14 protein-coding genes are annotated in these 22,449 nt (G+C 36.5%); 11 read left to right on the top strand and 3 right to left on the bottom strand.

Annotated elements, in window-relative coordinates:
* Nucleotides 1–8: 8 nt before the first annotated feature.
* Genes ABDJ41_RS14510 through ABDJ41_RS14500 form a run of 3 tightly spaced genes read left to right on the top strand, consistent with a single transcriptional unit; the run spans nt 9 to nt 3,880 of the window.
* Nucleotides 9–1,802 carry a RagB/SusD family nutrient uptake outer membrane protein gene (locus ABDJ41_RS14510; protein WP_349786782.1) on the top strand — a complete coding sequence of 598 codons (1,794 nt, stop codon included), beginning with the start codon at nt 9–11 and terminating at the stop codon, nt 1,800–1,802.
* 18 nt (nt 1,803–1,820) lie between these two features.
* The gene (locus ABDJ41_RS14505) at nt 1,821–3,035 is read left to right on the top strand and encodes a BT_3987 domain-containing protein (RefSeq protein ID WP_349786781.1); all 1,215 of its coding nucleotides are present in this window, start codon (nt 1,821–1,823) and stop codon (nt 3,033–3,035) included.
* Between the two features lie 20 nt (nt 3,036–3,055).
* Entirely contained in the window at nt 3,056–3,880 is an 825-nt protein-coding gene (locus ABDJ41_RS14500) for an endonuclease/exonuclease/phosphatase family protein (protein ID WP_349786780.1), read from the top strand.
* A gap of 54 nt (nt 3,881–3,934) precedes the next feature.
* On the opposite strand, the gene ABDJ41_RS14495 is transcribed toward ABDJ41_RS14500, so the two are convergent.
* The 3 genes from ABDJ41_RS14495 to ABDJ41_RS14485 all read right to left on the bottom strand — a co-directional run bounded on the left by ABDJ41_RS14495 (nt 3,935) and on the right by ABDJ41_RS14485 (nt 7,611).
* Complete coding sequence (locus ABDJ41_RS14495; RefSeq protein ID WP_349787084.1) at nt 3,935–4,255, bottom strand: pentapeptide repeat-containing protein; 321 nt, start codon at nt 4,253–4,255, stop codon at nt 3,935–3,937.
* 179 nt (nt 4,256–4,434) lie between these two features.
* On the bottom strand, nt 4,435–6,387 hold the full coding sequence (gene hepC, locus ABDJ41_RS14490; RefSeq protein WP_349786779.1) for a heparin-sulfate lyase HepC: 1,953 nt from the start codon (nt 6,385–6,387) through the stop codon (nt 4,435–4,437).
* Between the two features lie 15 nt (nt 6,388–6,402).
* The gene (locus ABDJ41_RS14485) at nt 6,403–7,611 is read right to left on the bottom strand and encodes a glycoside hydrolase family protein (protein ID WP_349786778.1); all 1,209 of its coding nucleotides are present in this window, start codon (nt 7,609–7,611) and stop codon (nt 6,403–6,405) included.
* Nucleotides 7,612–7,925: 314 nt separating this feature from the next.
* Between ABDJ41_RS14485 and ABDJ41_RS14480 the strand changes: the two genes are divergently transcribed.
* The 8 genes from ABDJ41_RS14480 to ABDJ41_RS14445 all read left to right on the top strand — a co-directional run bounded on the left by ABDJ41_RS14480 (nt 7,926) and on the right by ABDJ41_RS14445 (nt 22,277).
* Nucleotides 7,926–9,569, top strand: coding sequence for a sulfatase family protein (locus ABDJ41_RS14480; RefSeq protein ID WP_349786777.1), 1,644 nt, complete (start codon nt 7,926–7,928; stop codon nt 9,567–9,569).
* A gap of 10 nt (nt 9,570–9,579) precedes the next feature.
* Nucleotides 9,580–11,076 carry a sulfatase family protein gene (locus tag ABDJ41_RS14475; protein ID WP_349786776.1) on the top strand — a complete coding sequence of 499 codons (1,497 nt, stop codon included), beginning with the start codon at nt 9,580–9,582 and terminating at the stop codon, nt 11,074–11,076.
* A 7-nt stretch (nt 11,077–11,083) separates the two neighbouring features.
* Nucleotides 11,084–12,478: a sulfatase family protein gene (locus ABDJ41_RS14470; RefSeq protein ID WP_349786775.1), complete on the top strand. Its 1,395-nt coding sequence runs from the start codon at nt 11,084–11,086 to the stop codon at nt 12,476–12,478.
* A gap of 9 nt (nt 12,479–12,487) precedes the next feature.
* Nucleotides 12,488–15,115 carry a DUF4962 domain-containing protein gene (locus tag ABDJ41_RS14465; RefSeq protein WP_349786774.1) on the top strand — a complete coding sequence of 876 codons (2,628 nt, stop codon included), beginning with the start codon at nt 12,488–12,490 and terminating at the stop codon, nt 15,113–15,115.
* 12 nt (nt 15,116–15,127) lie between these two features.
* Complete coding sequence (locus tag ABDJ41_RS14460; RefSeq protein ID WP_349786773.1) at nt 15,128–19,192, top strand: hybrid sensor histidine kinase/response regulator transcription factor; 4,065 nt, start codon at nt 15,128–15,130, stop codon at nt 19,190–19,192.
* A 101-nt stretch (nt 19,193–19,293) separates the two neighbouring features.
* Nucleotides 19,294–20,211 carry an ROK family protein gene (locus tag ABDJ41_RS14455; RefSeq protein ID WP_349786772.1) on the top strand — a complete coding sequence of 306 codons (918 nt, stop codon included), beginning with the start codon at nt 19,294–19,296 and terminating at the stop codon, nt 20,209–20,211.
* A 16-nt stretch (nt 20,212–20,227) separates the two neighbouring features.
* Nucleotides 20,228–21,481: an MFS transporter gene (locus tag ABDJ41_RS14450; RefSeq protein WP_349786770.1), complete on the top strand. Its 1,254-nt coding sequence runs from the start codon at nt 20,228–20,230 to the stop codon at nt 21,479–21,481.
* Between the two features lie 151 nt (nt 21,482–21,632).
* The gene (locus tag ABDJ41_RS14445) at nt 21,633–22,277 is read left to right on the top strand and encodes a peptidase M16 family protein (RefSeq protein WP_349786769.1); all 645 of its coding nucleotides are present in this window, start codon (nt 21,633–21,635) and stop codon (nt 22,275–22,277) included.
* Nucleotides 22,278–22,449: the final 172 nt, after the last annotated feature.

Here is a 22,449-nt window from a genome sequence, read left to right as displayed (position 1 = left end):
TTTTCTGCATGGCGTTGACGAGTGTTTCCTGTCAGAAGGATTTTTTAGATCAGGTGCCGGACGACCGCTTAACTATTGAACAGGTTTTTGAAAGGGAATCAACATCAGAAGAGTATCTTGCCAATGTCTACAGTTTCATTAAAGATGAGACTTACATTACTAATAATGCACCCTGGATTGGCTTATCTGATGAGGGGGATATTACATATGATAGACCAGGATATCTGACTTTTTTAATGAACGTTGGTAACTGGAACCCAGCATCGGGCTACTTTGATAATTATTTTAAGGATTATTATGTAGGGATTCGCTCGGCTACAACATTTATCAACAACATAGGAAATAATAAACAAATGATTGCAAATAAAATTGTGATCAGGACAGCTGAGGCAAGGTACGTACGTGCATTTTTGTACTTCAGCTTATTAAGAACCTGGGGGCCTGTTTTTATTTTAAATAATGATGTCTTACCTCCTGATTTGCAAGTAGGTGATGATTTGTTAAATCTGCCTAGAAATTCTTATGATGAATGTGTTGATTATATAGTAAATGAATTGGATTTAGCTGCACAAGATCTGCCTTTACATTTTACTGCACAAGGTGATCCTGAATTAGGAAGGGCTACTAAACTTGCTTGTATGGCATTAAAAAGTAGAGTATTACTTTATGCTGCAAGTCCACTTTTTAATGGGAATGTAGATTATGCAGGTTTTAAGAATAAGGATGGTAAAAATTTGATGAATACGCAATATGATCCAAATAAATGGACCAAAGCTGCAAAAGCTGCTAAGGATATTATAGATCTGAATATTTTAAGCTTGTATAAAAAGAACAATAGTTCCGGACAGTTTGATCCGTATTTATCGTATAGAGATCTTTTCCTTGAACCATGGAACTCAGAAGTTATTTTCACAAGGATATCCAGTAATATCAACGGATATGAAAGGGCACTTACACCAAGACTGGCAAGTGGATATGCAAGTGTAGGTCCGCCACAACAGATGGTTGATTCTTATCATATGGCAAACGGTTTACGCCCGATTACCGGTTATAATTCGGATGGATCTCCAATTATTAATACACAGTCGGGATATGTTGAAACCGGTTTTACAACTGTTGCAAAACCACCTTATACCCTTGCAAATACTTATAATATGTATGCGAATAGGGAGCCAAGGTTTTATGTAAGTGTAAACTTTAATGGGGCACAATGGATCAATACCACAGAAGGAGTAAAGATTATTCAAACTTATAACACCGGTGAATCCGGACCTGCAGGATCATGGGATCACCCCAGATCAGGATATTTTATAAGAAAGAATGTTTCACCGTCTTCAAATCCAAGAACATCAGTATGGACACCAAGACCTTATCTAATGTTCAGATACGCAGAAATATTACTGAATTATATAGAAGCATTGAATGAATCTGACCCTGGTAATTCTGACATTTTAAAATATTTAAATGCAATCAGAGAGCGTGCTGGAATACCTCAGTTTGGTATAGGAACTGATCCTTTGCCTGTGCCAGCACCATCTGATGTTAAGGAACTGATTCGCCAGGAACGCAAAATAGAACTTGCATTTGAACATTTCAGATATTTCGATACACGCAGATGGAAGATTGCTGAACAAACAGATGGAGGCAATTTTTATGGAATGAATATCGGTGCAAATCCACCTCAGTTCTATAAAAGAGTAGTGTTTGAAAAACGTGTGTTTAGAAAAAGCTATTATTTATTCCCAATACCACAAACGGAAATTAATAAGAATAAAAACCTGGTTCAAAATCCGGGTTGGTAACAATTAAAGCCTAATAACATGAAAATAAAATCATATATAATTGTAATGCTATTTGTAAGTGGGTTGATTTCTTCTTGTAAATACGATACTACTATAGCGAATCCTGACGATTATGTTAAAATATATATGTCGCAGGCAGCAGAATCGCCGGCCAACCGTACTTTTATTATGGCGGACACGCTAAATACTATTATTTTTGGGGCTTCTTATGGTGGCCCTGCTACAAATGAACAAGATATTCAGGTCTCTTTTGACGCTAGTCCGGAATTAGTAGCTGACTACAATCAGACTAACGAAACCGATTATGATGTTTTACCAGCTGGCAGTTATGAATTTGAAAATAAATCAGGAGTCATCAGAAAAGGGCAATATTCGACTGATCCACTTAAAATCAAAATCAAAACGAAGGGAGCTCTGCAGCAATTTAAACAATATCTGCTGCCAGTAAGTATTGTACAGGTAAGTGGAAATAAGCCAGTAAATGAAGCGCTTAAAACGACCTATTTTAGGGTTGAGGCACAACGAGAAGGTATGTCCTTTAAAGTTTTGAGTTTTGGTAAAGCGGGAGGGACAATAGATATGAATGCCGTGGCCAATATTGTAAATGCACAGGGGGCAGATATTGTTCTGGTAAGAGAAATGGATATCAAAACTACCCGTAGTGGAGGTGTTGATCAGGCTGAAGTCCTATCTGGACTTCTTGGGATGCCTAATTATGTCTTTGCTGAGTCTATTGCGTCCTATCAGGGTGGAAAGTATGGAGCAACAGTGTTTACAAAGTACCCAATTGTTAAGCAAGAAACATTTATCCTGCCAACTGGAAATACAAGCGCGGAAAAAGGGCCGCTTGCAGTGCTTGAATTGCAAATTAATGAAAATCAGCGTATTACTTTTGCTGGTACGCACCTTAATGCCTCTGCAGCAGTTAGAGATGTGCAGCTTGCTGAATTGATTAGGATTACGGAGGATTATAAAGATAAACCAATGATCCTTGCAGGTAATTTTAATGACCGGCCTGTGGGTGGACCCATTTATACAGCTATGGCAATCAAAGGATGGGAGTATCCTTGTACTACATGCCCTCCCAATTCACCAGTTGTGAACCCGCTAAACTACTCTGATTTTATCATGTATAGAACATCTCAGGATTTTAAGGTTTTGAGCTATACCGTTGGCACTACATCTACTAGTACTCATTTACCGGTAATTGCACAATTCACATTATACAAGTAACCAAAACAACGACAATAACTATGAGATTTATTTATTTCACACTATTATTTATAATCACAGCATCATGTGGTAAAAGTAAATCAGAGCCGACAAAACCTATTGATCCTATAAAAGGAGGACCAGTGATTAAAGTTATGACTTATAATATTCATATCGGTAACCCTCCTTCAGAGGTAGCTTCTGCGAGGAACCTTCAGGCAATTGCCAATGTCATTAATTTACAGAAACCGGATTTGGTGGCTTTGCAAGAAGTAGATGTAAACACTACAAGATCGGGAAAAGATGTAGATCAGGCAAAGGAATTGGCCAGACTTACTGGAATGTATTATTTTTATACTAAAGCTATCGATTATCAGGGGGGGCAATTTGGTGATGCGGTTTTATCGCGCTTACCAATTATTGAAAGTAAAAGATATGAACTTTCAGTAACACCTGAATTGGGTGGAGAACTTAGATCTGTAGCTATGATTGTTGTTGAAAAAGAGGGGATAAGGTTTAATTTTGCTTCAACACATCTGGATCATTTGAGTTCTGACGCAAATAGAGATCACCAGGCGAAGGAATTGATAAATCACATTAAAGTTTTAGACAAACCTTTAATTATTGCAGGTGATTTAAATGCACAGCCAACATCCAATGCAATTAAGATTTTGCAACAACAACTAACTTATGCCTGTTCGTCAAATTGTCCGTTTACATTCCCATCAGTAAATGCTAACCGGACAATTGATTATATTATGTTGAATAAGCCGGAAAAATTCACAGTGAAAGATTATAGGATTGTAAATGAAACATATGCTTCAGATCACCTTCCTGTAGTAGCAACTATTGAACTTAAAAAATAGCTCTACCATTACAATTGTTTATGAAGCGCCTGGAATAATTTTCAGGCGTTTTTTTTAATTATCATGGTCAATGTCCAGGTTGAAGTGATAAAGCAAGCCAGCAAGATTTAAAGCTGAAAATTTAGCCTGTTTAACCTTATTTACTGCAGGATCGAAACCAAAATTACGCGCCGTACGGAAATCTACTTTTTCTAAAACAGTGCGTACAAAGCTGGTGCCCGACAAATCACAGTTGTCAAACACACTGCCAGTGAGATCAGCTTCTTCAAAATCTGTTTCTTTAAGGGAGCAATCAGTAAACTTGGTTTTTTTAAGTTTTGTACCATAAAAAGTGCTGTAATCTAGCTGACTTTTCTCAAACTTAAATGAGAACAGAAACTTATTGCATTGCTGGTAAATGTTTTATCCTGGTGTAAGGTTGTTTCAGAAGATTCGCTCATAATTTCTATTCACAAAGATACCGAACGAAGGATTGGATTCAAATAAAAAAGCTTCTCAAAATGTTCAGAATTTCTGAACATTTTGAGAAGCTTGGTACTCCTTATAGAGGATGTTTATTGATTAGTTAGTTGTGCACTTATCTGTTGCTTTTTGCCATCAATAGTTAAGGATATATTAATATTGCCCTTTATATAATCATTACCATTATTTTCTTTGATGCTGATTTTCGGTGCTTTCTGACCATCAAAAGGATAAACAACAGTTACAAAAGCCTGGGTTTTATCATCGGCTTTCTGTTTTTCAAAAGCCAATGCAGGACGGGGGATTTCTTTATTGTAGAAATAGGAAACACTTGTTTCTTCCTGTAATAAGCTTACTTTATCCGTGTTTAAAGACTGAATCAGTAAATTGTTTCCATCATCATAAGAGGTGGTAACTCTGTTATTATTTTTATCATAAACAGGTTTACTGTCTTCTTTAAGGTGGAAGCGTACATCAAGTTTCCCTGTTGCTTTACCTATAGCTAAATCGATGATAACAAAGTATTTCTGGTCAATAAAAAGCACACTGCGCTGATGGTTTAATCCATTATAGCTTGGATTAATATAACTTAATACATCAAGATTCTGATTAGTAGCCCATTTATTTACCTTTGCCTTTGTAATAATCATGTTCTCATCATTTAAGGTTAAAGTATTATGAACTCGAGTTTGACGAAACCAATTTCTCTTTTTCATAATTTCCTCATCACCACTATAAACATATACACCGGCATCTGGAGTGAAATTGCGTCCTTTTACCCAAAGTTCAAAGGTGCCATTATCTGGCTGAGCATGGAATTTTCCCGGTGGACTAGCCTTTAGTACCATTACAGTGGAATTATTAGCCCATCCGTTTCTAAATGAATAGAAACCAGCGGTAGTCAACCCTTTTGATAAGTAATTAGGTAAAGTGCCTTTCTTTCCATCTGTTGCATAATATTGAATTACTTTGTTGTCGGGAAAAGCTTTTGACCAATCATTATATTGCTTTATCATCTCTTTTTTCTTTCCTATCCAGGCATCCCCAAACATTGGAAATGTATAATCAGGAAAAGAGAAATTGATGGTTGCCATAATCATATTTTCTACCGTATTCTTATAGCTTGAAGGAAATTCCTTTTCTACACCAGTTAATTTTGCCGCATTGTATGCATTTAAGAAAATATTGATGGCTGCATTGTGATAATTCGGAGATAATTCAAATTGTAGTCCATCTGGATAAACTTGCTTTACAATTTCAGTATTAAGTACCTCAATACCAATTTTACGCCATTTTTCTGAATTTTTATATTCAGGGAAGTTAGCACCAGCTGTTAGTGTACGTTGTGCCTCAAACAAACGGTGATTTCCTATAGCAGCAAAATTTACCGACAGATGGTCTGTTTGTTGATGGTAGCTTTTTAAGAATTCCATTAAGAAAGCAGGGGTGAAATTTGGAGAGTTTACAAACAAATTAAAAGTACCCACTAAACTTTGAATGCGTTCAGAAATTTCTAAAGGTCTCCAGGCATAACGATCATTTTCTGCCGATAATCCCAAAGGGTTTTTTCTCACCCAGTCACGGAATTGGAAGACCCATTCTTTCGCATATTTTTCATCACCACTATTGCGATAAGCCAGGCCCATCGGCTGCCACCAATACACCCTATGCAATTGCCAACGAACCTCATTGTCTTTTACAGGCCAGTAGCTCCAATTGATGTCTTTTCCATAATCAAAAAATCCATATCCTTTTTGTGGCTTAAATTTGTGTAACAAGGCATTGTCTGCTTTTTCCTGATCCTCAGCACTAATAGACTTATCTCCTTTTTTATTTGCAGCTGGTTTACTACGATAATATTTAAGTAATTGATTTGCTGCCTCAGTATAATTGCCTGCAGTAAATGATTTATTTACCTCTTCTAAACCCGGATAATTCAGATTCAGATTATTGAAACTTTCTTTCGTAATCGGATTGCCTGATTCCTGCGCAAATAGTAGCGTAGGAGTTAAAGCAAGCAAAAGGATAATCTTTTTTAAGTTCATAATTATCGGTTGGTTTTATGACTGACTAAGTGTTTTTAAGTCAATTTTTTTAATCTCAGCATATCTTTTTAATGCTTCCATAAAGTAATAGTCCGCATAGTTTAGTGGCGTATCTATTTCTGAATTATATAAGAAAGCACCTACACTATGTTTAAGAATAAAAAACTGATTCTCACCTGGTTTAGCTAAGTATTCATCAGATGAAAGGGTTTTTAATATATCCTCTGCAAACTTAAAATATTTCTGACCATCTTTTACCTGTGTACTTAAATCTAATAAGGCAGAGGCAATTACAGCAGCAGCGGATGCATCTCTTGGTGTACGCTCTTCAGTATGTACATCGAAATCCCAAAGTGGAATTTTATCCTTAGGCATTTTAGGGTGGTTCATGATAAACTTAGCAATATGCTCAGCCTGATCAATAAACTTTTTGTCTTTAGTATCTTTAAAACTCATGGTATAACCATAAAGCCCCCAGGCCTGACCTCTCGCCCATGCAGACTCATGTGTAAGCCCCTGGTGAGTTTCTCTTTGTAAAACTTTACCTGATAGAGTATCATAGCTGATTACATGATAAGAACTATAATCTTTTCTGAAATGGTTTTTCATAGTAGTTACAGCATGTGTTTTAGCTGCATTAAACCATTCTGGTTTTTTAAACTCATTTCCTGCCCAGTATAAATACTCCAGGTTCATCAGGTTATCAATAATTACAGGAAATTGCCAATGTCCAAAGTCCCATGAACGAATTGCGCCAACTTTTTTATTGAAACGAGCATACAAATTAGCAGCACCATTTTCTAAAGGCTTGCGGTAAATCTGATCACCAGTTAATCGGTAAGCATTACCATAAGAACAATAAATCATAAAACCCAGATCATGTGTATCTTTTATATACTGCATAGTATCTAAGCCTAGTGTAAACCTTCTTGCCTCAGCAGCTAGGTTTTCATCACCTGATAACTCATATCCGTACCATAGAGTACCAGGGAAAAATCCGGTAGTCCAGTCGCGAGGATGAGCTAACCTTACTGTACCATTATTATTGATGGATCTCGGATTCATACCCGGAGTAAAAGTTTGTGCAGCTTTGGTCAATTGATATACTGCAGCTTTTGTAGATTTCTTTAACCAATCCTCCCCGTTGTCATTCGTGACTGCCATACTATTTGTTGAGCCCATCAGTGCGATGGAAGCTACAAATGCGCTTAGTAGTTTCTTCATTAGTGTAAGTTTTTGTTCGTTTTAATTGTTTTATGAAGGTAGGGCGCGCAAAAATGATAAGCTTTAGGAATTGAGCTAATTTATTCAGGATTTGATGAATATTGATGAAAATACAGTCTTTAAGGTTGTGATTAACCAAAACTGATATGAATTTAAACAATATCTAAATCCATTGTTGTCTTACTCATCTACATTCGTTCTTATCAATTAACCAAATAAATAAAACCAAAATGTTATGAAACATCTGTTTTATCCAATCTCATTTGGAGCGTGTGATTTGAATCCAAACCTTTTAAAAAATCTTAACTATTAAAATGGGTAATTTGAAAATAATTATTTCCTGTTTGATTACTGGAATGGCATTAACGTCATGTCAGCAATCAAAGACTGAACAAAATGTTAAACGACCAAATATTGTGTTCATTATGACAGATGATCACACTATTCAGGCAATGGGTGCCTATGGTAGTAAACTCATTAAAACACCTGGACTAGATAGGATTGCTAATGAAGGAATGCTGTTTAATAACTGCTTTGTCACTAATGCAGTTTGTGGTCCTTCCAGAGCTACTATTTTAACTGGCAAGTATAGTCACCTAAATGGATTAACGGACAATTCAAAGGTTTTTGATAGTACGCAGGTTATATATCCGCAATTGTTAAAAAAAGCAGGATATCAAACTGCAATGATAGGCAAATGGCACCTTGGTTCAACTCCGATGGGTTTTGACTATTATAGTATTTTACCTAACCAGGGACAATATTATCAACCAGAATTCTTTGAGAATGGAAAAGTAGTAAAGGAACAAGGCTATGTAACTGATGTGATTACAGATAAAGCAATCGGATTCTTAGAAAAAAGAGATCATGATAAGCCTTTTATGATGATTTATCAGCATAAAGCGCCTCATCGCAATTGGTTACCAGCACCAAGACACCTTGGTATGTTTGATAATACTGTTTTTCCTGAACCAGATAATCTTTTAGATGATTTTAAAAATAGGGGAAGAGCAGCTAAAGAGCAATTAATGAATATTTCTACAGATATGTGGGATGCATGGGATCTTAAATTGCTTTCGTCTGAACAATTGGACTCTATGGGTAAATTACCTATAGAAAAGATATTTAAAGATGCAAAGGGTGATGATTACAAGCAAGCTAACGATCCTACATTAGATAAAGCTCGTTTCTTTGAGGTGTACAACCGTATGACAGATGCGGAGAAAGTCAATTGGAAAAAAGTATATGACAAACGTGTTGCTGAATTTAAAAAGTTAAACCCTAAAGGTGCTGATCTGGTACGCTGGAAATATCAGCAATATATGCGCGATTACCTGGCATGTGTTGTTTCTGTTGATGAAAACGTAAGCCGGCTAATGGATTACCTTGAAAAGATAGGAGAGTTAGACAACACCATTATTGTGTATACTTCAGATCAGGGATTCTTTTTAGGAGAGCATGGTTATTTCGACAAGCGCTTTATGTACGATGAGTCATTCAGAACACCTTTATTGGTACGTTATCCAAAATCTATCAAAGCAGGATCAGTAAGTAATGCTTTTGCCATGAATCTTGATTTTGCCCCAACATTTTTAGATTATGCAGGAGTAAAGATACCTGATGATATGCAAGGTGTTTCACTACGTCCGATATTAGATAATGCTGGAAAAGCACCAGAAAACTGGCGTAAAGCAGTTTATTACCATTATTATGAATATCCAAGCTGGCATATGGTGAAAAGGCATTATGGTATCAGAACTGAACGATATAAACTTATCCATTTTTATAATGATGTTGATGAGTGGGAGTTATATGATATGCAAAAAGATCCAAAGGAAATGAATAATTTATATAGCAATAAAGCTTATCAGCCAGTTATAAAAGAATTAAAAGAAGAACTTGTAAAGCTACAGAAGCAATACAAAGACACTAATCCGACGGAAGCCGTTACTAAATAATTTAATAAAGATGAAGTTTAATAATTTGAAATACATTCCAGCTGCACTAATCATGGTGCTGACCTGGGCTTCCTGCACAACAGAGAAGAAGCAAGATCGTCCTAATATTCTGATGATCATGTCTGATAACCAATCTTGGAATCATGTTGGTAGTTATGGAGATAAAATAGTTCGTACGCCTAATATGGATTTAATTGCCAGTCAGGGTGTACGCTTTACTAATGCTTTTTGTAGCTCCCCATCTTGTACACCTGCACGGGCGGCTATGTTAACGGGACAAGATATTTGGAGATTAGAAGATGGCGCTAATTTATGGGGTGTTTTACCAGTTAAATACAAAGTATATCCGGATCTGCTGGAAGAATCTGGTTATGCTATAGGTTACCAGGGTAAGGGTTGGGGACCAGGTAGCTTCGAAGCTAACGGGCGTCCGAGAAATCCTGGAGGGAACAAGTATAACAGCTTTGCTGATTTTCTTAAAAATAAAAAGGAAGGTCCATGGAGTTATTGGGTAAGTAGCTTACATCCGCACAGACCTTTTGAAGTAGGCTCTGGTGCTAAAGCAGGTATCGATTCAAGTAAAGTTACTGTTCCAGGATATTTACCGGATCATCCTGATGTACGTCAGGATATAGCAGACTACTATGCTGCAATTGAGGCCTTCGACAAGGAGTTGGGGGAAATTATGGCAGAACTGAAAGCAACCGGGCAACTTGATAATACTGTTATCGTAGTGTGTAGCGACAATGGATGGCAAATGCCTAGAGGTTTAGCTAATCTTTACGATTTTGGTACACATGTACCATTAATCATTTCATGGCCAGGTAAATTCAAGCAAAATGTAGTTAGTGAAAATATGGTCACATTAAACGATCTCGCGCCAACATTTCTCCAGTTAGCAAATATTACTGTTCCTGCAGTTATGACTGGTAAAAGTTTATTACCTATTGTGGAAAAAGGGAAAGAAGAAAAGTCAAGAGATTTTGTTGTATTAGGTCGTGAACGTCATGCTTTTGTACGTCAACATGGTTTGGGTTATCCAGGCAGAGCAATTCGTACTAAGGACTATCTGTATATTAAAAACTATGAGCCGAATAGATGGCCGGCAGGTGACCCGCCGTTTTATGGAGACATTGATCCTTATATGTTCAATTGGCCAGGTGAAACTAAATATTACCTGATAGAGCATAGAGATGACAAGAAAGTTAAGCCCTTTTTTGAACTGGCAATGGGTAAACGACCGGCAGAAGAATTATTTGACGTTAATAAAGATCCAGATCAGATACATAATCTGGCTGCGATCCCGGCTTATCAAAAGATAAAACAAGAATTACTTGCTCAAATGCGTAATTATTTAGTAGAGACTAAGGATCCAAGAGAAACAAATGGAAATGTAAAGATTTGGGATACTGCTGATTATTTTAGTGAGGTAGATAAAACACCCAAACCAAGCAAAGAGATGCAAAAACGATTTAATCTGGATTCTAGCTATAATTATTTAAAATAAGTAAGATATGAGGATGTACAAAACAAAAGGATGGCTGCTTAGTGCAGCCTTACTTGCATTATTAGGAGGTACTGAAGCACAAGCACAAAAAGCAAATGTTTCAAAGCCTAATATCATTATTATTATGACAGATCAGCAAACTGCTGATGCCATGAGTAATGCTGGAAATAAGGATTTACATACGCCCGCAATGGATAAGCTTGCGGCAAATGGTACTCGTTTTACACGGGCATATTGTGCACAGCCACTTTGTACACCATCACGATCTTCCATTTTTAGTGGTAAGATGCCACATGAGTCTGGTTTTAGTGGGAATGCACCAGAAATGGACGGACAGTGGCCGGATTCCGTCTTGATGATGGGCAAAATATTTAAGAATGGTGGTTATAAAACAGGGTATGTAGGTAAATGGCACCTGCCTATTCCAGCTGGTAAAATAGAGCAACATGGCTTTGAAACGATACAAAATACGGCTACAGGTGATTATACAGATGCTGCAACACCATCATATTGTGCTAATTTTATTAAGAAAAATAAGAATAATCCATTTTTATTAGTAGCCTCTTTTTTAAACCCTCATGATATATGTGAATGGGCAAGAGGTGATTATTTGAAAATGGATTTGATAGGTTCACCACCAGATCCTTCTCTTTGTCCTGTAATGCCAAAGAATTGGAAAATATCACCAAATGAACCGGAAATTATAAGAGAACAGCAGAAGGTGAATTTACGTACATATCCAACAATCGGATGGACTGAATCACAGTGGAGACAATATCGTTGGGCATATAACCGCTTGGTAGAGAAGGTGGATGATTATGTAGGTATGATTTTAGGATCTCTGAAAAAACACGGATTAGAAGACAATACCATAATCATTTTTACAAGTGATCATGGAGATGGTTATGGTGCACATGAATGGAACCAAAAGCAGGTATTGTATGAAGAATCAGCTAAAGTACCTTTTATTATCTCTAAAATAGGACATTGGAAACCTAAAACAGACGATCAGTTACTTTGTAATGGTATAGATATTATTCCAACAATATGTGGCTATGCGGGTATTGAAACTCCAGCATATCTAAAGGGGGTAGATTTAAAAAAACGTATGGATAATCCAAAAGTTAGCTTGCGTGACACTCTAGTAATAGAAACAGATTTCGCTGATAATGAGGTGATGCTTGGTATTAAAGGTAGAGCAGTATTGACAAAGGATTTTAAATATATCGTATATGATAAAGGGAAAATCAGAGAACAGCTGTTTGACTTGAAAAATGATCCTGGAGAAATGAATAACCTGGCTGTGAAGTCAACACATAAAGCTAAATTAAACCAGATGCGTGAGTATTTGAAAAAATGGTGTATAGAACATCAGGACTCATTTTATGCATTAAAAAAATAAATCTTACCTATGAGCTTTGCTATTATCCTTCAATCAGCCTTATTGTTAACCTCTGTAAAACAACAGGCTGTACAACAGATTGATACTGGAATGTTGCACCCTCGTATTCGAGAGTGGGCATATCCGGTTAACCGTGTTGAAGTTGCTGATGATAGTCCGGTTCTGTTATGGCCTGGTGTAAAGGGTAAAACGGTAAAATATAAAGTGTTGCTGTCAAGGGATAGTCTTTTCAAAAATAACTTGATTGCAGGTAATGAACAGCGCTGGGCAGTATATCCTTTACATCAAAGCTTAAAGCCAGGACGCTGGTTTTGGAAATACGCCTCTTCAGATAAGGCAGGTGGTAAATGGAAATGGTCGCCTGTCTACGATTTTATCGTTAAAAAGCAGGCTAAAAATGTAGGTGTTTCTCCTGCTATAGCTACTATATTAGAAAAAGGAAAAGCAGCTCATCCGAGGTTGTGGGGGATGAATAAAAACGCGGAAGCTTTTTATATCAATAATAAACAAAACCCTGAAGCTAAGTCTTTTATTTCTGCTTCAACTAAATTGATAGGACAACCGCTTCCAGAAGAAAAGCCAACAAGACCAAGAGATACAACCGGCATGAACGCTTTACAGCGTAAACAAATGATTGAATTTATGTATCATGGTTTCGGTGAAAAAGTAGGCGCCCCCATACGTAATCTTTGTATTGCTTTTCAGCTGACTAAAGATGATCGATTTATTAAAGAAGCCATAAAACAAGCAGTACATGTAGCTAAAATGAATCCAGATGGTTACGCAACGCGTGACGATTTCAACAATGGAAATATTCTTGAATCTATTGCATGGCTTTATGATGCAGGATTTAAATATTTAACGGCGTCAGAAAAAAGCTTATTGAAGCATACAATTGCAGTTAGAGGGCAACGCATATATGAAGATTTGCCTAATCGTTTTGAATTGCAAATGTGTGATAACCATGTTTGGCAGCATATTTTACGTAATTTCTCCATCGCTGCGGTTGCAGTTGCGAATGATTTACCGGAAGCAGATGAATGGTTAACGTATGTGTACGAGGTTTGGTCGGCACGTTTTCCTGTTTTAGGTTCAACTGACGGAGGCTGGCATGAAGGTAACGGGTATTTCCGTACGCATTACGAAACGCTGATTTACTTACCTGAACTTTTTGGTAATATTTCTGGAATGGATTATTTCAAGCAAACATGGATGAAGAATCTGCCTTATTACATGTTATACAGTTATCCGCCAAATTCTACATCAACAGCAGTAGGAGATATGCATGAAAACCTTGCCGGTACAGTTAAAATGCAGGCTAAATTTGCAGAGGCCTTAGCTTTAAAAGTTGATAACCCCTTTTTAAACTGGTATGTTGCTGAAATTAGAAAAACTAAGCCCGAATTTTTTAAAGGAACAGATGATTTCGTGCTTTTCAGGTTGTTAAATTATAATCCAAAGAGCATAAAGCCATTATCTGCACCAAACACACTTGCTAAAGGCAGAGTATTTAAAGATATAGGATTGGTGGCTATGCATTCCAATTTAGCAGATCCATCTAAAAACCTGGGCAGTTATTTAATGTCTAATCCTTTTGGTGCAGCTGGACATGGTCATGCGGCGCAAAATGCATTTACCATTAATTACAATGGGAAAAAGGTATTTGGTGGAACAGGATTTTACAGCAATTTTAGTGATGCACACAACCTGTTGGATTATCGCTCATCAAGAGCCTATAATACTATTCTGGCCGACAGCCTCGGACAAAGGATAGGAGAGGATGGATATGGATGGATTCCACGTTTCATGACTGGCAACAGAATTCAGTATGCTTTAGGTGATGCTTCAAATGCCTATGGAAATGTGACAACCGATTTTTGGTTAGACCGCTTTAAACAAATAGGTTTAAAAGCTGATAAAAGCAGTGGTTATGGTGACTCTGGTGTGAAACTTTACAGGAGACATATGTTGCAGCTAGATAGTAATTATGTAATTTTATATGATGAACTTGAAGCTGTGAAACCGGTAAAATGGACCAGTCAGATGCACAGTCCCTTTATGATGGATGGCAAAACAATTTCTGGTGCATCTGAACAAAGCTTTAAATTAAAAACTAATCTTGCTCATGTTAGCACAACAGTTTATGCGCATACTCCATTAAAGTTGGTTCTGCATGATAAGTATAATTTCCCAGCTAAAAACTGGAAAGGTAAAACAGATGACGAAGGCAATATTATAGAATTCACAAATCAGTGGCATGCAGGTATTACTACAGTTAATCCTTTAAGGACAAACCGTTTTTTAACTGTAATTCAGTTAAAGGATAAAACCGTTGATGTAATTAAGGTAATTAGCAATGTGAATGGTTTGTATCATCTGAAGGTTGGACCATGGGAAATTAAAGCGGCATTAAATGCATCTGATGTAGCTAGCTTAATTGTGAAATCAGCTAATGAAAATGCAGTGTTCGGCTATGGTTCTGAATCTCTGGAAATTAAAGGACATGTATATAAACATAGTATAGATGGTAGTTCAATACTGATAGAAACTAAAAATAATTCAATTAATAAGCAGGAAGTAGTGGATAGTTTGCCAGATGTAGTTAATTTTGACTTTGGTTTTAAACGTAAAAAATAAAATGTACAAGCAATGAAGCGGAGGATTACCATTTTTTGTCTGTTTGCCTCTCTAATATTTGTCGGGCATATTGCTGCCGCTCAGTTACAAACTGAACAGACTCTAAAACGGTACTTTAGAGGTATATCCGTAGAAAATGGTTTGTCGCAAAGTACTGTCTTTACCATGGTACAAGATACTCTGGGTTTTATGTGGATGGCAACTCAGGATGGCTTGAATCACTATGATGGAGAAACTTTTAGCGTTTATCGTCCCTCCAAAGCTGATAAAAATAGTTTACAGTCTAACTACATCAGAAGTCTTTTTCTTGATCATAAAGGTTTAGTTTGGGTTGGAGGAAATCAGGGCGTAAGTCGTTTTGATTATACTAAAGAAAACTTTCAGAATTATAAATTCCCCCGTAAATCAGGTGAGTGGTATATTTCTTCAATCGTAGAAGATGCAAATAAAGTGGTGTGGGCAAGTTCAAGTTCGGGTGAGATTTTTTTCCTCGATGCCTCAACTGGACAATTTAAACAAGTTAATTTTGATGCCTCTGCTTTTGATATAAAGAGTGTTACTCGTTTGGCATTAATCAAAAACAACTTGTTTGTAGGTACAGACGTAGGCTTGTTTAAGATGAATATGGCTGGCAAAAAACTGAGTTTAATAAATTTAAGTCTAGGGAAACCCAGGATTAATGAGCTCTTTGCAGATAGGGAATTGCTTTGGATTGGAACTGAAGGGAAAGGCTTAATTCAATACGATCTGAAAAAGGGAACTACGGTTAATTATAAACATATTGCAGGACAAGAAGCTAGTCTGGCTGATAACGATGTGCGGGGGATAAGTAAGGATGAGCAAGGTAATTTGTGGTTAGGCACTTTTAATGGTCTTTCAATTCTAAATCTTAAAGACAATACTTTTCAAAACTATTATCACAGGGCCTCTGTACCTTATACTATAAATCAGAATTCCGTTCGTTGTGTTTATCGTGACAAACAGAATGGTATGTGGCTGGGAACTTTTTATGGGGGGATAAGCTATTATCACTACAATGATATTAAGTTCAATTTATTAAATCAGAGCACGGGTGCATTGTCATTAAATGATCAGGTTGTAAATGTGATTAAGCAAGATAGTAAAGGTGATTTCTGGATTGGTACGAATGATAAGGGACTTAATTATTGGGACCGAAATGCCGGAACTATTAAGTATTATACTTTCAAGGAGACCGGACATGGCTCATTAAGCTCTAATAATATTAAATCTATAGCTTTTGATGAGGCTGGTAAGCTATTGGTAGGAACACATAATATGGGCTTAAACTATCTTGATCCCATAAGCAGAACTAGTAAAGTGTTCAGACATAATCCGGCAGATTCTAAAAGTATTGCTGGCGACATGGTTTATGCCTTATTAAAGGATCACAAAAGTCGTATTTGGGTAGGGACAAGAACTGGTTTTGACCTGTTTAATACTTCAGACCAATCTTTTAGCCATATTTATATGGATAAAGCTGGAAAGCGTTTAACATCTGACGAGATTACCTATTTGCTCGAAGATTCTAAAAAACGTATCTGGATAGGTACAACGAATGGTGTAAACCTGTTTTACCCGGATAATATGCTTTTCGATAACTTCCCAGGTAATATGCTAAGCAATGATGTGGTAAGCTGTATTGCCGAAGATGCTAAAAAACGTATCTGGATAGGAACAAGAGATGGTCTGAACTTATTTGATGAAAATACCCGTAGTTTCGTAACTTTTAACATCCGTAAAGATTTCCTTAAAGGCACCATTTATGGCATCCTGCCTGATGATGAAGGGAATTTATGGATTTCGACTAACAAAGGTCTTGTAAAATTTCATCCTGACAGCCGCAAACTGCAGGTTTTTGATAATAAGGATGGATTGCAAAACAATCAGTTTAACCTCTATGCATTTTGTAAGGCAGCAGATGGGATGATGCTTTTTGGTGGAATCAACGGGGTTTCTTATTTCTATCCAAAAGCTTTAAAACAAGATCCCTTAAAATTAAAAGTAACCTTTACCGGACTCGAAGTTTTTAATAAAACCGTTGTACCGGGTGATGGATATGATGTTTTAGATCAACACATAGATCAAGCTAAAAAGTTAACATTTAAACATGAATTTAAACAATTTACCATCTTCTTTAATGCTTTCAACTACATTTCACCCAATAAAACAAAATATTGGTACAAACTAGATGGTTTTGATAAGGAATGGCAGGTTACAGAAGATATTTCTAAAGCAAGTTATACCAATTTACAACCTGGTAAATATGTTTTTCATGTTAAAGCTGTAGGCCCTCAGGGCGAAAGCAGTGAAGTGAAAACGCTGGACATAGTAGTTAGACCTCCATGGTATAACAGTAACTGGTTTTACTTGTTAATGACTGCATTTGCAATTGCAGCTGGTTATGTAGTTTATAGGGTGGTTTCAGAGCGGATCAGAACATTACACCAGTTAAAAATGGAAAGGATGGAACGCGAGAAAGTCAATTACATCAATCAGATGAAAATGGATTTCTTTACCAATATTTCGCATGAATTTAGAACTCCTTTAACATTAATATTGGCTCCGTTGGAAGAAATTCTAAGCAGGCCGGTTGCAGATAAAAGCTTAAGAAAAAATCATGAGTTGATGATGCTGAATGCAAAACGACTATACCATTTAGTAGATCAACTTTTTGAGTTTAAAAAAACAGAACGTGGTACCAAGAAACTTAAAGTAGGTAAGGGTGATATGGTTAGTTTTATCCATGAAGCTTACAGCTCTTTCATTACACTTTCTGAAAAGAATAAAATCAAATACACTTTCCGTTCCACAGAAGCAAAATTATCTTTTTACTTCGATAAGGATGCAATAGAAAGAATCTTATTTAACCTGCTTTCAAATGCCTTTAAATACACAGAGGAAGGTGGAGCGATAACAGTAGAGTTTGCAAGAAGAAATAATGATGCTGTGATCAAAGTAACAGATACTGGGATGGGAATTGATGTGCAACATCAGGAAAGAATTTTCGATAGATTTTATCAGGTAAGTGGTCAGGAAATGAACCTGGGCTCTGGTGTAGGTCTGGCATTTACCAAGCGATTGGTAGAGTTACATCACGGTACCATAATGGTTGAAAGTGCTTTAGGTAAAGGGAGTGCGTTTGTGGTAACAATTCCTCTGGGAGATGATAGTTACGATACCGATGAACATGTTGACGGTCAACATTATGCCCTTTCTATTGAAAATGAATTGTCGGATGATGAAGCCAATATAGGAGAGGACGGAATTGAAAAAGTTGATGGCCCGGAAAAAGAAAAATTGCTCGTCGTTGATGATAATCCTGAAATTGTAACTTATTTAAAAAATTATTTTAGTAAAAGTTACGAAGTAATTGTCGCTTATGATGGAAAGGAAGCACTTGATCTTCTTGATGAACAACAAGTTGATTTAATCATTTCTGATGTAATGATGCCTGAAATGGATGGAATACATTTCTGTAAAAAGATTAAGCAAAATATCCAGACCTGTCATATACCGATAATCCTGTTGACAGCTAAGAATGAAACTAATCAACAGATAAAGGGTTTAGAAGTTGGGGCAGATGATTATGTTACCAAACCTTTTTCTATTGCCCTTCTTGAAGCAAAGCTGCAAAATATTACTCGCTCACGTAAAAGACTTAAAGAGTATTATTCAAGCTCAAAAGAAATTATTCCGGAAAACATTGCTTTCAATACACTTGACGAGGATTTTTTAAGAGATGCAATTGCTATTATTGAAGCACATATCACCGAGTCTGATTTTTCAGTAGATAAATTTAGTCGTGAGATCGGTATGAGCCGTTCCAATCTTTATTTAAAACTTAAAGCGATAACTGGTGAATCTGCAACAGATTTCATCAAGCGCATCAGATTCAAGAAAGCTGTAGAATTGATGGAATCCAGACAATATACTATTGCCCAAGTTGCCTACATGTCCGGTTTTAATTCTCCTTCATATTTCTCAACAGCATTTAAGCAATATTACGATTGTATGCCTACAGAATACCTTGCAAGGAAAGATGGGGAAGATATTTAATTGAATTAGCACAAAACCTAAATCATTAAAGACATTATTAAAATCCCTTAAAAGGCTTTAAAGTTAATTTCGGTAATTAAATAATTGAAATCTTTAAAGAATTGACAGAATCTTACGCTATTGGAATTGATGTGGGCGGCTCCTCATTAAAATGTGGACTGGTAAGTAACACAGGAAAGGTGATTTATTCATTTTTGTTTCCCCTGGATAATATTTTTACAGAGGGTGAGGTGATTGCATTGATTAATGCTGCTATCCGAAAATGTGTAGAACATGCACCAGAAAAGGTAAGGGGTGTCGGAATTGGCTTCCCTGGTATTGTTGATCAGAATGTAGTCATAGGTGGTGCAGATAATTTGCCCGGCTTTAAAAATGTTGATCTGGGCAGCATTATTTCCGCTTCGACAAGTTTAAATGTGGTAATCGATAATGATGCAAACCTGATGGGCTTGGGAGAACAGTTTTATGGCGCAGCCGCAGATTGTACAAATGTAGTTTTCCTTACTATCGGAACTGGAATAGGTGGTGGTTTAATCATTGATGGAAAACTTTATGGTGGATACAAGAATCGAGGTACTGAACTAGGACATATCACCATACAGCAAGACGGTGCTAAATGTTCATGTGGCTTATTCGGATGTTTAGAAGCTTATGCTTCTACAACCGCATTGATTAATCACTATGCTGAATTACGCGGTTTAGATGCTGAAAATATAAATGGAAAAATGATTGTCAATAATTATCTGGCCAAAGAACCTGAAGCGGTAGAGGCTATGTATAAGCATTTCGATCATCTGGCTACAGGTATTGCAAGTATGATCCATGTATTTAGTCCGCAGAAGGTAGTGTTGGGGGGAGGTATCAGTGAGGCCGGGCAATTTTATATTAGTGAGATTAAAAAAAGAGTACTTAAGAGGACAATGCCAGATACAGTACAACATACCCAAATTGTGGCTGCACAATTAGGGAATAAGGCAGGTTTATTAGGATGTGCAGCAAGAGTTTTTTCCAAGTTTTAATTTTAAATGAGTTTATATGCAGCGTAATAATTTTCTGGTAGGTGTTATTCTATTGATCTGGTTTGTTATATCATTTGTAACCAATATTCTTGGACCTTTAATGCCCATCATTATCCAGACTTATAATCTGAGTCTTACAATGGCGGCATTTTTGCCTTTTTCATTCTTTTTAGCTTATGGCATTATGTCTATTCCCTCTGGAATAATGATAGAGCGGATTGGAGAGAAAAAGTCCATGCTAATCGCTTTTACCCTTAATTTTATTGGTGTAACGGCATTCGGATTATTTCCACAGTATGGCATAGCTTTGGCATCCTTATTTATTATTGGTATAGGAATGGCGATGTTGCAGGTTATCATTAATCCTTTAATGCGTACAGCGGGTGGTGAAGAGAACTTCGCATTCTTCTCGGTATTAGGGCAACTTGTATTCGGATTGGCTTCATTTGTCAGTCCTTTTGTATTTTCTTACCTGATGACTGAGCTTTCTGCAAGTCCGATCAATAACCCTTTAATCGGTGCATTGGCTAGTCTAGTAAAAGATAATTTATCATGGACTGCATTGTATTGGTTGTTTAGTTTTATATTCATTTTAATTTTATTGTTACTTTCTTTTATTAGAATACCAAGAGTAGAGCTAAAAGAAGATGAGAAATCAGGTGCTGCAGGAATTTATCTGGCTTTACTTAAAAATAGAGATGTACGCTTATTTTTTATTGGTATAGTTGCTTATGTTGGTACTGAACAGGCATTGGCCAATTGGATGTCCGAGTTTTTGAGAAGCTATCATGAGGTAGACCCAAATAAGGATGGTGCACAGGCAGTAGCATGGTTCTGGGGGTTGATGTCATTAGGTTGTCTGCTTGGACTTGTTTTATTGAAATTATTTGATTCAAAACTTATCCTTAAACTTGCAGCAATAGTTTCAATGGTATTTGTTACCGTTGCTTTATTCGGTTCTAAAGATGTGGCATTGTATGCTTTTCCTGCAACAGGATTTGTAATTTCGGTAATGTTTTCTATTATTTTTTCTCTGGCATTGAACTCTGTTGCGCAACATCATGGTTCTTTTTCAGGTATTTTATGTTCAGGTATTTTTGGTGGTGCACTAGTTCCATTAATAATAGGATCATTGGGCGATGCCATAGGATTGAGGTATGCACTCATGTTTCTTTATATAACTTTGGCTTATATTCTTTTTCTGGCTTATTATGCAAAGCCTATGATTAATAACAAGACCATCAGTCTTAAGGAAATGTTTAATAAATAGCTGTCCGGATAGGCATTAAAACTCCAAAGTGTTTTAATGCCTATTCATCGGGTAGAAATGCCTTTCTACCTATTCTTCATTTCAGGATTCGGTAATGCTCAATACTTTTGAATCATCAACCAATTGTAAAACAAATTTAAATCCCCCTGTTATGAAAAATTTAAAAAACATCTCAATTGCAATCGCTCTTCTGTTATCTGTTCAATTCAGCTTCGCGCAATCTGTCATGAAAGAACCTGTTAGTTATAAGTTAAAAAATGGGATGACAGTAATAGTTGCCGAAAACTCTGGAACACAAAAAGTATTCTCAGTTTTAAGTTTTGAAGGTACAAACAAGTATGTTGCAGAAAAAGCAGCAGTTCAAGAGCTGGTAAATATCATTTTAACTCAACAATTGCCAGAAATACATAAATCATTAAGCTTTACAGATAGAGGAATAAATCTGGCAGCTGCAAATGCGGATGAGTTTGAAGATGCATTAGCTGCTATGTCTACTTATATTACTGCACCTCATTTTACAGAAGAGGCTTTAGCTAAAGCAAAAGCAGACATATTATCACATATCTCTGCTCAAGATAAATATTATGCTGAAAGCATTACAACTTTATCAGTTCAAAATTTGAAACTAAACGATGTAAATGCATATTACAGTGCAATAGTTAATCCTACAACAGCTTATTTAACAGTGGCCGGTAACATTAAACCCGCTTTAGTTAAGTCTTATGCAAAAGCAATAAACCAGATTAAGGTTACAGATGATCAAAGTTCAAAAACATATTTTGTAGCTAACTATTAATCAATAAAATAACTGAAATTAAACAGGGTGTCTGGGACTTCGGTTTGAAGTGAACCCCAAAAGTTAGACAAAAACTTTTGGGGTTCACTATTTATGACAAAACACACATTTGAAGAGAAACTAGATATAGTTTCTCAAGTAAGAAAGGGAAAGCCGATTCTGCGCATATCCC

It is taken from the genome of Pedobacter sp. ASV1-7 (assembly GCF_040203335.1).
Lineage (GTDB): Bacteria > Bacteroidota > Bacteroidia > Sphingobacteriales > Sphingobacteriaceae > Pedobacter.
Note: the sequence above shows the minus strand (reverse complement) of the source record. Positions and strands in the feature narration are given on the sequence as shown.